The 15,154-nt window shown below is 48.9% G+C and carries 12 protein-coding genes; 8 read left to right on the forward strand and 4 right to left on the reverse strand.

The features are described from left to right. Window positions 1–18 precede the first annotated feature (18 nt). The 5 genes from BUC30_RS12295 (at window position 19) to bioB (ending at window position 6,965) form a co-directional block, all read left to right on the forward strand. Entirely contained in the window at window positions 19–1,572 is a 1,554-nt protein-coding gene (locus BUC30_RS12295; RefSeq protein WP_073425135.1) for a sugar ABC transporter substrate-binding protein, read from the forward strand. A gap of 49 nt (window positions 1,573–1,621) precedes the next feature. Further along, entirely contained in the window at window positions 1,622–3,322 is a 1,701-nt protein-coding gene (locus tag BUC30_RS12300) for a sensor domain-containing diguanylate cyclase (RefSeq protein ID WP_073425136.1), read from the forward strand. A 32-nt stretch (window positions 3,323–3,354) separates the two neighbouring features. Next, window positions 3,355–4,389: a tRNA dihydrouridine(20/20a) synthase DusA gene (gene dusA / locus BUC30_RS12305; protein ID WP_073425137.1), complete on the forward strand. Its 1,035-nt coding sequence runs from the start codon at window positions 3,355–3,357 to the stop codon at window positions 4,387–4,389. 540 nt (window positions 4,390–4,929) lie between these two features. Beyond that, window positions 4,930–5,889: an ornithine carbamoyltransferase gene (gene argF / locus BUC30_RS12310; protein WP_073425138.1), complete on the forward strand. Its 960-nt coding sequence runs from the start codon at window positions 4,930–4,932 to the stop codon at window positions 5,887–5,889. 104 nt (window positions 5,890–5,993) lie between these two features. Beyond that, on the forward strand, window positions 5,994–6,965 hold the full coding sequence (gene bioB / locus BUC30_RS12315) for a biotin synthase BioB (protein WP_073425139.1): 972 nt from the start codon (window positions 5,994–5,996) through the stop codon (window positions 6,963–6,965). 69 nt (window positions 6,966–7,034) lie between these two features. On the opposite strand, the gene BUC30_RS12320 is transcribed toward bioB, so the two are convergent. From BUC30_RS12320 to BUC30_RS12330, 3 genes are read right to left on the reverse strand one after another with little or no spacing between them, the layout of a single operon-like run. Beyond that, window positions 7,035–8,453: a lanthionine synthetase LanC family protein gene (locus BUC30_RS12320; RefSeq protein ID WP_073425140.1), complete on the reverse strand. Its 1,419-nt coding sequence runs from the start codon at window positions 8,451–8,453 to the stop codon at window positions 7,035–7,037. Further along, window positions 8,453–9,466 carry a PLP-dependent cysteine synthase family protein gene (locus BUC30_RS12325; RefSeq protein ID WP_014545402.1) on the reverse strand — a complete coding sequence of 338 codons (1,014 nt, stop codon included), beginning with the start codon at window positions 9,464–9,466 and terminating at the stop codon, window positions 8,453–8,455. The genes BUC30_RS12320 and BUC30_RS12325 overlap by 1 nt, the downstream gene beginning before the upstream one ends. Before the next feature lie 53 nt (window positions 9,467–9,519). Then, window positions 9,520–10,314, reverse strand: coding sequence for an SDR family NAD(P)-dependent oxidoreductase (locus tag BUC30_RS12330; RefSeq protein WP_073425141.1), 795 nt, complete (start codon window positions 10,312–10,314; stop codon window positions 9,520–9,522). Between the two features lie 470 nt (window positions 10,315–10,784). Here BUC30_RS12330 and BUC30_RS12335 point away from each other — a divergent pair, with 470 nt between their 5' ends. The 3 genes from BUC30_RS12335 to rph all read left to right on the forward strand — a co-directional run bounded on the left by BUC30_RS12335 (window position 10,785) and on the right by rph (window position 13,388). Continuing rightward, window positions 10,785–11,591, forward strand: coding sequence for a C40 family peptidase (locus BUC30_RS12335; RefSeq protein WP_073425142.1), 807 nt, complete (start codon window positions 10,785–10,787; stop codon window positions 11,589–11,591). A 186-nt stretch (window positions 11,592–11,777) separates the two neighbouring features. Continuing rightward, complete coding sequence (locus BUC30_RS12340; protein WP_073425143.1) at window positions 11,778–12,650, forward strand: prephenate dehydratase; 873 nt, start codon at window positions 11,778–11,780, stop codon at window positions 12,648–12,650. A 12-nt stretch (window positions 12,651–12,662) separates the two neighbouring features. Further along, window positions 12,663–13,388, forward strand: a complete 726-nt coding sequence (rph, locus tag BUC30_RS12345) for a ribonuclease PH (RefSeq protein ID WP_073425144.1) — start codon at window positions 12,663–12,665, stop codon at window positions 13,386–13,388. Between the two features lie 129 nt (window positions 13,389–13,517). On the opposite strand, the gene BUC30_RS12350 is transcribed toward rph, so the two are convergent. Further along, window positions 13,518–15,077 (reverse strand): hypothetical protein, encoded by a 1,560-nt coding sequence (locus BUC30_RS12350; RefSeq protein WP_073425145.1) that lies wholly within the window; start codon window positions 15,075–15,077, stop codon window positions 13,518–13,520. Between the last annotated feature and the right edge of the window lie 77 nt (window positions 15,078–15,154).

Here is a 15,154-nt window from a genome sequence, read left to right on the forward strand (position 1 = left end):
AAATTTAGGAGGTGAATCATGAATGCGATAACTAAAGTGACTAGTATTATTACAGCTATTGCAGTTTCATCCATTTTTGCAGCCAAGGCACCCGTAGCTAAACCCGCCGCCAAAAAGCAGGAAGCTCTGACCGTCTGGATTATGCCAAACGGCGCATCGCCACAAGAAAAACTTGAACAGAGATTAAACCTCTTTACCAAGAAAACAGGAATCAAGACAAAAGTCACCGTTCTGGACTGGGGTGTAGCCTGGAACCGCATCACGACGGCACTTGCCACCGGCGTTGACGCTCCGGACGTATTGCAGCTCGGCACCACCTGGATCCCATACTTTGCTTCCCGTGGTGAAATCAAGGCTTTGAACGAATGGCTTCCGCAAATCGACTCCTCCCGATTTGTCCCTGTCAGCTGGAACACGACCCGTATCGATTCCGACACAACCATTTATTCCGTGCCGTGGTTTATTGATATCCGCCCGATTCTCGCCAACAAGCGTGTTCTCAAAAAACACAATATCCAACCTGAAGACGTCGCCACATTCGACGGTTTCGAGAAGGCCGTCCGCAAGGTCAACAACGCCCACGAAGTACTCGATGACGGCACCAAGGTCCGCGCATTTGCATTCCCGGGAAAGAACGACTGGAATATCCCGCACAACTTCGCCCCGTGGATCTGGAGCAATGGCGGCAATTTCATCGAAAAAGACGCTAATGGCAAATGGAAAGCGAGTATCCTCACCCCAAAGACCATTTACGGTATCGCAAAGTACTTGAGCTTTGTGCTTGATACGCTTGTAAGTACAGATGCTTTGCAGATGAATACGGCCCAGATTGTGCAACACTTTAATGCGGGTGAACTCGCCTTTATCGTAAACACATCCGAAGTCATCATGCAGACGCGAATCGAAGGCGAAAAAGGCGGCCTTTTGAACACGAGAATCGGTAAGGATAGCGTGATGGCACTCCCCATCCCGACAGGCACGGAAGGTTCTGTCAGCTTTATCGGCGGAAGTAACCTCGCCATCCCGACAGGCAACAAAAAGCAAGAATCTTTGGATCTTTTACTTTATCTCACCAACGATGAAAACTTGGATGCATATACAAAGCAAATAGGCATGCTCCCCGCATCGAAGAAGGTTCTTGCCAACTGGTCCAAGGACGACGACTACAAGACGCTTGTTCCTATGCTCGGCACAGGGCGTGCCTACACAGCCATTCCAGAATGGGGCGATATTGAACAGATTCTCGGATCCATGTTCAGCGCCATTTGGGACCATCTCGAAATCCCGGCGCTTTACTCCGAAGAAAAGATTTATGAAATCCTCACGACCTACTCCAAGGAAATCAATAAGCGCCTGAACCACTCCAATTCTGGTGACCTCACATTCGCAGAATTCCGCCAAACCTGGCATAAGGCATTGGGCATCAAGGACGGTGGTCCGAACAGACATATCACTGAACAACCGAAACCGACCGAAGAAATCGACACTGGTTTCAGCCGCACCCCGTGGATTTTTGCCATCGCCGTGCTCCTCGGGTTCGTTTTTGCGTTCACTCGCAGAAAGAAACACTAACCAATTATCAATCCGTTAGTTATATTTCTAATAAAAGACGTTAATAACTATGGGTTTAAAAGTTTCCAGTCTCACGAATAGCATCATCATCAAGAGTTTGTTGCTCTTGATTGTTTCGATGCTTGTCATCGTGATGATTGGAAATTATGTTTTTACCCAAAGACAAATGAAAACGACGCTTAAGCTGAGTTACGATACAAACGAAACCCAGCTACAGCAGCTCGCCAATACCGCCAACAACGAAATGGAGCAATTCGCCAGTCGCCTCTCGCTTTTGGCGAAGACTTCCGAAATTCAAAGCATGGACAAGCTCATAGCGGCCGGTTACCTCAAAAGCTTCAACATATCGTCGCTATTCATTTCGGGCGAATCCATATCGCTCTTTGACCGTAGCTACAATCTTGTCTGCAACAACTCCATGCTAGGCACAACCAAGATAACCTACCCTATCGAGTTCAATAGAATTTCTCCTCACAGGCCGACCATTTCTCCATGGTTCCGCGACACCGACGGCACTCCCAAGCGAGCCTTTGGCGTTGTCGTTTCGGATAGAGCCATGGGTGATGGAAGACTGGTATCAAACTTTTCGATTCGCCGACTCTGGAAATACTTTTCGGAATACAAAGTCGGGCAAAACGGCATTCTCATCGCATGCAATGGCCAAGGCGAAATCCTTTACCACCCGGATATGAGAACTTGGCTTGACGGAGTCCACAAGATTACGGAACTCGGACTTGGCGACATGAACATCAAGCAGGATAGCGATAATTCCATTCGTTTCGTAAAGCTGGACAACGGAAAGTCCTACCTCATCAACAGGACTTTCAACCCGACTTACGACCTTGGTCTTATCGCCTTACAGCCTAAGACAGAAATTGATGCAATGGTTTCGTCGGTTCACCATGTCAGCCAAATCATTTTATTCAGTTCGATTATCGCCATCTTGCTCGTGTCTCTTTGGCAAATCCTGATTGTCTGTAAGCCGCTGAACAACTTGATTGACCACATTTCCCAGATTACCGAAGGGAACCTCAACATCGAGGAATTCAAGGCAAAGAGCAGCCAGGACGAAATCGGCAGACTCGCCAAGGTGTTCAACCAAATGCATGCAACCATCAAGCGGCAGATTCAGGAACTGAACGCGCATAGGGACATGCTTGAGAAAGAAGTCAAGGAACGCACATACGAGCTTGAACAAGCTAACAAGAAACTGGATTTGATTTCTAGAACGGATGAACTGACGCAGTTGCCGAACCGCCGCGACATGCACAGGACGATTGAAAAGGAAGTCGACCGCGCCAACCGCTTCAGAAAGGCATTCAGCATTATCTTTATCGATATTGACCATTTCAAGGATGTGAACGACACCTACGGACATGCCGCAGGCGACGCCGTACTCAAGTCTGTAGCAAGCACCATCCGCAGTCTGTTGCGCAAATACGATGTGCTCGCACGCTATGGTGGCGAAGAATTCTTGACTTTGTTGCCGGAAACGGAATTGAAGGACGCCTCACACGTTGCCGAACGTTTCCGCAAGCAAATCGAAAACCAAACCATCTTCTTTGGCGGTCAGGAAATCAAAGTTACCATTACACTTGGTGTTGCCCAGTTCGATAGCAGCCAGGGCGCAGAAAAGTGCATCCAGCTTGCCGACAAGGCGCTTTACGAAGGCAAGGAACACGGTCGAAACAGGGTTATCCTCTGGACAGACGATAAAGCCGTAGAAAGCACCGAAAAGCAACAAGCATAAATAAGATTCGCAAAATTTCTATTTTTGCGTTCATGAACATCGACTTCAACCGTAGACTTTCCATCGCTCCGATGCTCGACTGCACGGACCGCCACGAACGTTATTTTTTGCGTTTGCTTTCCAAGCACATTTTGCTTTACAGCGAGATGGTAGTCTCTACGGGGCTTCTGCATTGCGAGAACAAGGACTTGTTCCTCGGACACGAACCGTTTGAACACCCGGCTGTGTTGCAGCTCGGCGGTAGCAATCCGGCGGATCTTGCCGCCGCATCAAAGCTCGTGGAAGCGGCAGGCTTTAGCGAAGTCAACTTGAATTGCGGTTGCCCATCGGACCGTGTGCAGAACGGGAACTTCGGCGCTTGCCTCATGAAAGAGAAAAACGTCGTTGCCGATTGCTTCAAGGCAATGCAGGATGCCGTTTCGATTCCGGTCTCTATCAAGTGCCGCATTGGAGTCGATGATCTGGACAGCTGGGAATTTTTCACAGACTTCATCCAGACCGTGCGTGATGCGGGCTGCAAAATTTTCATCGTGCATGCGCGCAAGGCTTGGCTCAAGGGACTTTCGCCTAAGGAAAACCGCGAAGTGCCGCCACTCCATTACGAGTTCGTCCACCGCCTCAAGGCGGAGATGCCGGAGCTGAACTTGAGCATCAATGGCGGCATCAAGACGCTCGACCAGGTCGAAGAACAGCTGAAGGATTTGGACGGCGTGATGGTCGGTCGCGAAGCGTACGAGAATCCGTGGTTCCTGCACGACGCCGATGCAAGAATCTTCGGGGATGTCCGCCCTGAAAGCAACGACCCAGCTGAGATTATTGCCGGAAACGCTCGCCCCGCCACAAGAAAGGCGCTCCTCGAAGCGTACCTCCCTTACGTCGAGAAGCAGACTGCCGAAGGCTGCCCCGCGACGATTCTCGTGAAGCACCTCTACGGACTTTTTGCAGGACTCCCAGGCGCACGCAAATTCCGCGCCACGCTCAGCAACGAGAGCCCGCGCGCCCACCTTTACGGAGGCGCCGCCGCCCTCATCCGAAAAGCGATGGAACTCGTTTCAGAAGAGTCGTAATAATTACCACTAATAGCGAGACTATCAACTAATTTTAGTCTTATAAAAAACGTTGAGAGAATAAAGCGTCGGCCAAGGATGGGGAGGGTGCAGGGAGGGGCCCGTGCGGCCTTCGCAACTCCGAGCTGGGGCCCCGCCCGCATGACGTACATTATTACATTTTCAATGCTTTTTAAAAGCCTTAAGTTTAGTGTTAAAACTTAAGACTCACCCCTTGACAACCGAATAAAATTTTTCTCTATTTGGTGGCGTATTTTTAAGTTTAACCTTTAACGGAGATACAACATGCCTTGCGGAAAGAAAAGAAAGCGCAGGAAGATTGCGACTCACAAGCGTAAGAAGCGCCGTCGTCGTGACCGTCACAAAAAGAAACTTCGCTAATATCCGTTAGCATTTTCTTGTGATTTCCTGTAAAAGACGGAGTGTAAAAGCTCCGTTTTTTCGTTTTTCATTTAGAAAAGTGACCATTTTTAGCGACAAAAAGACATCTGTTGATTCACAAATCAAACGATAAATAGGGATAGCCCCAAAGGAAACCAAATGATAGATCGCAACAAACACTTCCTCCGCCTCATGGACTGGAGTGAAGAAAAAGTTCTCGAAACCATCGAGATTGCCTCGCGTCTCAAGGCTGAAGTTCACGCTGGTAAGGTTTCTGACCGACTCCACGGCCAGAACATCGCCATGTTCTTCGAAAAACCGTCGCTGCGAACTATTACGACTTTCCAGGTGGGCATGAACCAGCTCGGCGGTCACGCCGTGCTCCTCTCCCCGGATTCTATCGGTCTTGGCAAGCGCGAAAGCGTCAAGGATGTCGCCCGCTGCCTCAGCCGCTGGGTGAACGCCATCGTGGTCCGTTGCTTCAAGCAGCAGCTCGTCGAAGAACTCGCTGAATACGGTTCCATTCCGGTTGTGAACGCATTGACTGACGATTACCATCCGTGCCAGGCAATCGCTTTTGCCCAGATGATCAACGAAAACCTCGGCGGATTCAAGAACGCCGATGGCAAGCCGAAGACGGTCGCCTTCATCGGTGACGGCAACAACGTCGCGAACTCCTTCCTCGCCCTTGCAGCAAAGGTCGGCATGAACTTTACGCTCGCTTGCCCGAAGGGCTTTGAACAGCCCTCTAAGGTTGTCGAAGAAGCTCAGGATGGTTTGAAGAAGCACGGCTGTCAGTACCGCGTATTCCACGACCCGAAGGAAGCTGTCAAGGACGCCGACATTCTCTATAGCGACGTTTGGGTTTCTATGGGTCAGGAAGGCGAAAAGGCTACAAAGCAGAGCCACTTCTTGCCGTTCCAGATCAACGACGAACTCTTGAAGCTTGCACCGGCCCACTGCAAGGTCAGCCACTGCTTGCCGGCTCACCGCGGCGAAGAAATCACAGACTCTGTGATGGACAATCTCGACGTGAACATGAGCTTTGAAGAAGCAGAAAACCGCTTGCACGCTCATAAGGCTGTTTTGTGGCAAGTGATGACTCCGTTCAACAAGTAAGAGTCAAGTCTTGATGAAATTCGCCCGGCCTCATCGCCGGGCTTTTTTATTGTCAACGCACCCCTAAATAGCTATATTTGGACTCGTTTTAAAAGGAGTTGCGAATGTCCTTCATTCAGGATCTTAAGGAAAAAGTTCTCGGCGGTTACGAAATCACGCGTGATGAGGCAATTCAGCTTTTGAGCGAAGACCTCGACGAACTCACGAAAGCCGCTGACGAAATCCGCGAAAAATTCCACGGCGACGACTTTGATTTTTGTTCCATCGTGAACGCCCGCAGCGGTCGCTGCTCCGAAAACTGCAAGTACTGCGCCCAGAGCAGTTACTACCACACCGGCGCTCCCGAATACAAGTTGCTCAGCGCCGACGAGATTGTCGCCGACGCCAAGAAGAAAGAAGCGGCAGGTATCCCGCGTTACTCCATCGTGACTTCGGGCCGTACGCTTTCAAACCGCGATGTGGAGCAGATTAGCGAAGCACTCCGCCGCCTGAAAAAAGAGACGAAGCTTTCGATTTGCCTTTCGGCAGGCCTCTTGAACAGGGAACAGTTCGACAAGCTCAAGGAAGCAGGCCTCACCCGCTTCCACAACAACCTGGAAACATACCGCCGTCACTTCGCGGACGTTTGCACGACGCACACTTACGACGACAAGATTGAAGCTCTCGAAAACGCTCTTGCGGCGGGGCTCGAAATTTGCAGTGGCGGCATCATGGGCCTTGGCGAAACAATGGAAGACCGCATCGACATGTGCCTGGATTTGCGCAAGCTTGGTGTCAAGTCCACTCCGGTAAACGTGTTGAACGCGATTCCCGGAACACCGTACGAGAATCTCCCCAAGCTCACGAACGACGAATTCTGCCGCATCGTGGCAATTTACCGATTTATCAACCCGAAGGCATTTATCCGTCTTGCAGGCGGTCGTGGCGTACTCGGCGACGACGGCAAGCGAGCATTCAAGAGCGGTGCAAATGCAGCGATTACGGACGACATGCTCACCACCGCTGGCGTAAACAGCTGCAAGGATTTCGAACTTGTGAAAGGCCTCGGATTCAAGCCGCATGGATTTATTGACTAAAAAAACAAAAAAGCGTTTTCGCAGATTCCCTTTTCTGCAAAGACGCTTCCGGATTCTATAATTTAAATTCTAAGCTGCTTTTACCGGATTCAAGAAGAGATATTCTACCGTTTCCGTTTTTATCTTTATGCCCTTTTCGTGAGCGTAGAGATAAAGCAGTGCTGTACCGACACCAGCCGCGCCATCGTAAAGCCCCGTGTAGGTTTCTACGAAACCCGGCAATTTGCGAGTCCAAGCCGCAAACCAGCGACGTCCCTTGTCATCGTTCCAAGAATCACCGAGAAGCTTGTCTGCAGTGAGCTTAGCCTGTTCGATGTAGGATTCATCATTCAATACTTCTGCCGTCTTCACGAAATGAGCGAGAACGCCAGGGGCTCCGCAGCAAAGGCAATAACTATTCCAATAACCCGGAGTATGCTTGAGTGGAGCGCCGGTCTTGAGGATTCCCTTAGTGAGCAAGTCCACCCATTCCAAGTTTTCTTTGTTCTGAGTCACATCGAAAAGTTTGCGGAACAAAAGTGTTGTACCCACGGGACCATGGCAAGTCGAAAGGTAATAGAAGTCATGGAAACGCCCCTTTTCCGGATTGTAGAGATACGGAATCAAAGCTCCATTTTCATCGCCTTCAACGATTGCCGAGAGAAACTTGACAACTTCATTCGCCTTGTCAAGATAAGCCTTTTCCTTAGTTTCTTCGTACAAGAGAACATTCAAGAAAGCGGATCCAGCAGCACCATGGCTAAAGTTAGGGAACACAGATTCCTTGGATTTCCAGCCAACAAGCGTCAAGTCCACGTTCTTGTAGTAAATGCCGCCTTCCTTGGCATGGACAATTCTCGTGTCTGTAAAAGCGACAACTTTTTTGGCCGCATCCAGATACTTCTTGTCTTTAGTCTTACGATAGACGTAAAGGAAGAAAAACGCGTAAGATCCATCGGCCATCAAGTCGGCTTCGGTGCTCCAGTGGAGCGTGTTACCGTCATCAATGCCTGCAGCGATGGAATCGTCAGCCGTGCGGATCAGGAATTCGCGGTAACGCGGATCGCCCGTATGTTCGTAAAGCTGTTCCACGAAAATTGCCTGCCCCGCCGGTGACGCATAGACACTCGTTCCCCAGCCCTTGACCGGCCAAATACCGCCGTCGTTTCCGTTTAACACATTATCAAAGAACTGTTTGCCTTCGTACGTGTTGAGGATGTATTCTGCGGCATCCTTAGCTTCTTGCAAATACACTTCGTCCTGAGTGACATCGTAAAGTTGCAAGAAGAATTGGCCAATGCCTGCCGAGCCGGCATAAAGGCCCTTAGGCGTAATCATCAAGTCGCCCTTGTACTCATTTCCCGGTTCCGGGCTTGCTTTCCAGTACTTGCCTTGCGGCGTGACGACCTCGTTTGTCTTGAGATACTTGACAATCTGCAAGACCGCTTCGAGATAATTTCCATTTTTGGAGGCACTAAAATCTAGATTCTGAACAAAGTTTAATTTCATTACACAGCCTCACTTTTCTTCTTTCTCTTGTACAAATCCGTGGAGAGATACTTGTAACCGTTATCGGCGTAAATCACCACAATGTTCTTGCCTGCCGCTTCGGGGCGTTTTGCGATTTGGATTGCAGCCGTGAGAGCTGCAGCCGCCGAAGTTCCAAGGAAGAGACCATCAGTCTTTGCGGTTTCCTGAGCGGTCTCGTAAGCTTCTTCGGCCTTGATGTCAATGATTTCATCAAATTCAAAACCGTTATTGCGGTTGTCCTTGATAATCGTCGGCACCAAAGATTCATCGACACGGCCAAGCGGGAGCGTACCATCGACGATGTGGCCCGTAAAATCAGGATTGTCCGGTCGAGAAGTCGGAGCCGCCTGCACGCCAATGATTTTCACGTTGGGATTCTTTTCGCGGAGGTAGCGGCCCGTACCTACGATAGTACCCGCAGTACCGCCCATAGCAACAAAGTAATCCACATGACCATCCGTATCGTTCCAGATTTCAGGACCAGTTGTCTGGTAATGATATTCCTGGTTGGCGTTGTTCAGAGTCTGGCCCGTATAATACTGGCCCTTTTCCTTGGCGAGGCGTTCCATACCCGCAATCAGATCGTCGAGCACAAGGCCCTTCTTTTCAAAGTCGGCCACTTCCTTAATGTCATAGAAAGATTGCAAATCGAGACCGTAACCTTCAAAAATCTGGACGCGTTCAATCGTCGTACCGGGTTCAAGATAAGGGACATATTCGTAACCAAGAGCGTGACCAATACCCGCAAGCGCAATACCTGTATTTCCACTCGTCACGTCAATCAACGTATCACCTTTCTTGATAGCGCCCTTCTTTTCGCCATCACGGATAAGGGCAAGCGCAAGGCGGTCTTTCACAGAGCCAGTCGGATTCAAGAATTCGAGTTTACCGATAATGTGCGCTTTGAGGCCGTACTTAGATTCGTAATTAGTCAGTTCAACAAGGGGAGTGTTACCAACGAGTTCAGCAATAGACTTATGAATTTTAGACATGTTTGAGAATCCTTTTTTGTTAAAATTTTAATTTGTTAATGGATTAGATTATTTTATTCAGCATCACCGTAAATATTGACCTTGTTGTCTTCCTTGGTGGCGGTATAACCAGCATCTACAGGGAGCTTGATGCCTGTAATTGCAGAAGCCTGATCGCTCGTGAGGAAAAATACCGCATTTGCAATTTCTTCAGGTTCAATCCAACGGTTTAAAATGCTACGGTCTTCAGCGGCCTTACGGAGTTTCGGATCCGAATAGTCATGTTTGATAGCCATCTCGGTCTTGGTAAAGCCCGGAGCTACAGAGTTCACGCGAATGCCATAGCGCCCTAGATGGAACGCTGCAGCACGTGTAAGCCCATCGACCGCGGTCTTCGAAATGCCATAAGCAAACGGAGTCCATTCTGCAAAGGAGGCGACAAACGAAGAAACGTTCACAATAGCGCCCTTGATGCCCTTTTCAATAAAGACACGACCTACATGCTGAATCAAATAAAGGCTCCCCCAGAGGTTCACATTTTCGGCCTGTTTGATTTCTTCCGGGTCAAAGCTAAGCACGTTTTTGCGATGGCCAACAATGCCTGCGTCATTGAACAAGGCATCAATGCGTCCGTACTTTTTAACGACTTCGGCAATAACATTTTGACCTTGTTTGTAATTAGCGACATCCAGCTCATACGCGGTCACATCGGCACCTTGAGCGGTGAGCTTCGCTACTTCGCCATCGAGCTGTTCTTTTTTGATATCCGTTGCGGCAACAGCCCAACCTTCCTTGACATACTTCTTGACAGCGGCAAGGCCAATTCCCTGTGCGGCACCTGTAATAACGATAACTTTCTTTTCACTCATTCTGAAATTCCTTTTTGATTTTTGCGGATACACCGGTAAAAGCGGTTTCATTCGAAACCTTGACACATGTTATCCTGATTTGTTGTGATTCCTTTGACTTCTTTTCTATAACCGTTGAAGCCCAAAGGATAATTGGCTTCTGGTTAGTTTATTTTCAGAATGCCTTCCGGCATTCGACAGTCGCTACACATATATGCTCCTTCGAAAGCCAAGGTGAAGTGAAATACCTTTTCAATTCCCTATCGTTCTTGTGTGTTATAAAATTAGAATATACCTTCTGCAATGTCAAGGCATAGAGATATACTATTTTATCATAGGTAGCTATAAAATATAGCTATAACCATAAATACCAGATTATTGAAGGGAACGCGCGCACAAATGCTATCCTAGACTATGATATTTATTACACATTCCGTCAAAACACCTTTAAAATCTGTTCTTGAAAGGTGTAATTAATTAAATTTCCATCGATGGCTTTCAAAAACCGCCTCATTACGGGAATTCTGGTTGTATGCAGTTTGGTGTTACTCGCCAACTGCGCTTTTCCCGTACGCCCAGGATACGACAGAAAGAGCGGAACCTACAAACGATACAGGGTGGACACCTCAACACCAGAGCAAGTCGATACTACCGCCGTAGACCCGCAAGAAGAGTTGGTGCAAGAAGAAAGACTTGCCATCGCTTCAACAACAAGTACTGACTCAATTGCTCCCGCCGTTGAAAAAAAGACAAACTCGTCGGACTCCGCATCACGTGCTCCAAATTCGCAAAGCAAGTCTGACACGGCTGTAGTTCGGAAAGACGCAACAGCAAAAGTTGACACCACGAAAAAGGATTCTGTCAAAAAGCAACCCGCCAAAAAAGCTGAAGTCGCATCAAAAGCCAAGAAACAAACAAAGCGCGCCTCAAAGCCCACAAACCTTGAAAAATACGCCAAGGAATGGCTAGGCGCCAAGTACGTTTATGGCGCAGCAAGCAAAAAGAAGACGGACTGCTCCGGCTACGTGATGCAAGTCTATAAAGGCTTTTACGGGATATCACTCGATCATAGCGCACAACATATTTATGACGATGGACGCGGCTATTCCATCAAGCGTACAAAATTGCAAGAAGGCGATCTCGTGTTTTTCGGGAACTTCTGGAAAATCAGCCACGTCGGTATTTACTTGAAGGGCAACCGGTTCATTCACGCCAGTACGAGTAAGGGCGTGGTGATTACCTCCATGGACGATAACTATTGGTCGTCAAAATACAAAGGTGCAAGACGGTTTAAGTAGGAGTTAGTTTTTAGTCAATGGCTCTTAGTCATTCGTTTTAAATGAGGCGCCGATGGCGCGATTACAATAACTAGAAACAATTAACCAACAACCAATGACTATTGACTAATGACCAACTACTAAATTCCATATTCTTTTTTCCTCCTACTTCTTACTTCTAACTTCCTACTTTTTATATTTCATCTCATGAAGAAAATAGCATTCCAGGGCCGTCGCGGGGCCTATAGCGAAAGTGCCGCCTACCACCTGTTCGGAAACGATATCGAAGTCGTGCCGATGGACACGTTCGAACAAATTTTCCAAGGCATTGAAACAGGTGTCGTTGATGGAGGCGCCATCCCTATAGAAAACTCGACAGCGGGTTCCATTTACGACAACTACGACTTGCTTTACAAGTGGCGCCATCCGATTGTCGCCGAAGTCAAGCTGCAGATTGAACATACGCTCTGCGCTTTGCCGGGCACAAAGCTCGAAGACCTTACCGAAGTCCTGAGCCACCCGCAGGGACTCGCCCAGTGTAGCCGCTTTTTCGGACAGCACCCGAACATCAAGAGTACCGCTTTTTACGATACCGCAGGCAGCGCCGAAGAAATCGCGAAGCGCGGCGACAAGCACATCGGTGCAATTGCAAGCGCATACGCCGCCAAGTTCTACGGTCTTGACATTTTGAAGCAAGGGCTCGAAAACTTGCCGGGCGTGAACTTCACGCGTTTTTATGCCATTCAAAAAACGGCCATTGAATTGCCGGACTTCAAGGCAAACGAAACAGGCAAGCCGCCCATCAAGACAACACTCCTGTTGATGTTGAGCGATTCCAGCAAGTCTGGCGCTTTGTACGAAGCGCTCGGTTGCTTTGCCAAGCGCAAGCTGAACCTCACGCGTATCGAGAGCCGCCCGCATCCGGACCGCCCGTGGGAATACATTTTCCACCTTTCATTCGAAGGCAATCCGAAAGATCCGAATGTCGTTGAAGCGCTCAAGGAATTGCAGCAGTACACCGACTTCATCTACCGCCTCGGAAGCTTCCGCGAAGGAACAACGGAAAAGTTGAGTTATTAAAGGAAACGCAAAATGGCATACGAACGTACTGATAGAAAACCTGAAGAATTTCGCAATCTCAAGATGACCACGGGCTTTATCTCTAGCGCCGATGGTTCCGTACTCATCGAAATGGGACGCACCCGCGTCATCTGCAACGCAACGCTCCTCCCGAAAGTTCCGGACTGGCTTGCCGGTCGCGGCACGGGCTGGATCACGGCTGAATACAGCCTGCTCCCGCAGAGCACGGGCAAGCGCGTAGAACGCGAGCGCAAGGGCGCGAGCGGTCGCACGCAGGAAATCCAGCGCTTGGTGGGCCGTTCGCTGCGCGGCGCAGCCGATCTCGCCGCACTCGGCGAGAACGCCATCGTCGTGGACTGCGATGTGATTGAAGCCGATGGCGGCACGCGAACGGCTAGCATTATCGGTGGCTTTGTCGCACTCGCGATTGCAGTGAAGAAAATCAAGGAACGTCTCGGCATCACGCAGCAAATCTTGAAGCATGGCATCACCGCGATTTCCGTGGGCGTTGTGAGCGGCAACCCGCTTTGCGACCTCTGCTATGTCGAAGATTCCGCCGCCGACGTCGATATGAACGTCGTGATGCAGGATGCAAAGAATTTCATCGAAGTGCAAGGCACGGGCGAACACGCCAGCTTTGACCGCAACATGCTCAACACGCTCCTCGACCTCGGCGAGAACGCCTGCAAGGAAATCTACAAGAAGCAGATGGAATTGATTGGCGGCGAATTGCCGTAATTTAGAGAGAAGATGGCGGATCTAGTCCGCCATGGCGTTGCCCAGTTGGCGACCCCGCAACAATGTGCGGGGTGACAAAGTAAGACAAATGTCCAGTGAACACCCGCCGCGATTGCGACGGGCTTCATATTATTTGATAACTAGGCCCTTTTTCCCAGAGACGAACGGGTCTTCGCCCGTCGAACAGAAATTCGTTTTTTCGGAGTACTTGCCAAGCCCTCTTATATTAATTCGGCTCTTAGCATTCGCTTCACCTTGGACTGCAAAGAGAATCGATGTCATAAATGTCGTACTGACTTCACTAAACACCGTCATAAAATTATCCCAATCGGCACATGCCGTCTTTAGCTCAATGGACTTGGGCAATGTCATCTTAGGCATTCTAGAAAGATTTCCAAATCCACCTTCTTGAGTATAAGCCAAAATAACTTCCAAATCAGTGTCCGAAGCATACGTTACACACAAACCTCCCCAACTTGAGATATTTGCCTTAGCAGCCGGCGAATTACCTTCAGACGGATCAACAATACCCGCGACATGGAAACCAACGCCCAAATAACCTTCCTTTGAAAATTCTAATTCACCACAAACGCCCATACAGTAATCATAAATTTCATCGCCCGTCGTATATTCAATCCCAAGCGGTTGCGGTAATTTTACAGAACCAACACCGGACATATCATCGCCAAAGCTGAACCAATATCCTGAAGTTTCGGTACCATTATCTAATCCCGTCTCAACGGTCGTCAGAGGAGCAGCAAATCCATTCCACATTTCGCTAACGGACTCAGGCGAGACGCAATCGCCACTGCTAGAAGGCATGGAAGACGAACTATTCGGATTTGAAGCAACGACTTTGCACGATCCGCCTGCAACGTACTTACCGATCGAAACAATCTTAAACGGTCCAATCATAGACTCACCGCTTCTTTTCCCGAATTTAATGTTCCGGACTTTCTTGGCTGCCTCAGCACCGGGGATTGGATTTTCTGCATCGTCATAATCAAAATCATTCCAAGTAAAGCATTCTTCTACCAAATCATCTGATTGGCCCAATTCAACAATCACTTCCGTATTTTCGTCAACGCCAAGTTTCATGAACAAATTCAGGCTCGAAGCAAACGTAACGCAAATGCCGCCCCAATCGCTAATATCGACAGACTTTGGAACTTCTACACTTTCACCAGGGTTTTCAAAACCGGCCACATTGAACGCCACGCCCACATTAGCTTCACGTGCAGTACCTTTTTTGACATACATCTTTCCACAAAGGCCACCGCAATGATCCACAATGTACTGCATACAATCCGTACCATCATTAGGGCAATCTGCATCCCATACAATATGAGACAAGCCACCGTCATCGGAATCATCATAAGAATACCAATACCCGGCACCACTCTCAGCACTTAAGCCAAAACCCGTATTTACGACAGATTCGCCCTTTTTGCCATTCCACAAACATGCGGCGGGATCCACGGGAGCATTAGCACTGCTTGACGATACGCCAGCAACACTACTGCTTGAGGCGTCATCCGCAGTTCCACTACTTCCTGGAGCAGTTTCAACAGACGAACTGCTTTCGCCAGCATTCGGCTCGGCAAACGGAACCGACGGATTGTCATCGGAACAGGCTACAAAGCCAAGTAACAAGGCTGAAGATGCGACTCCCAGGAATTTCTTAAACATACCTTTCTCCTTCACTTTGTCTATAAATTGTAATATATAATATTTCATTAAAAAAGGTGATCCCGGCACAAGGCCGG

The organism is Fibrobacter sp. UWB7 (genome assembly GCF_900142945.1).
Lineage (GTDB): Bacteria > Fibrobacterota > Fibrobacteria > Fibrobacterales > Fibrobacteraceae > Fibrobacter.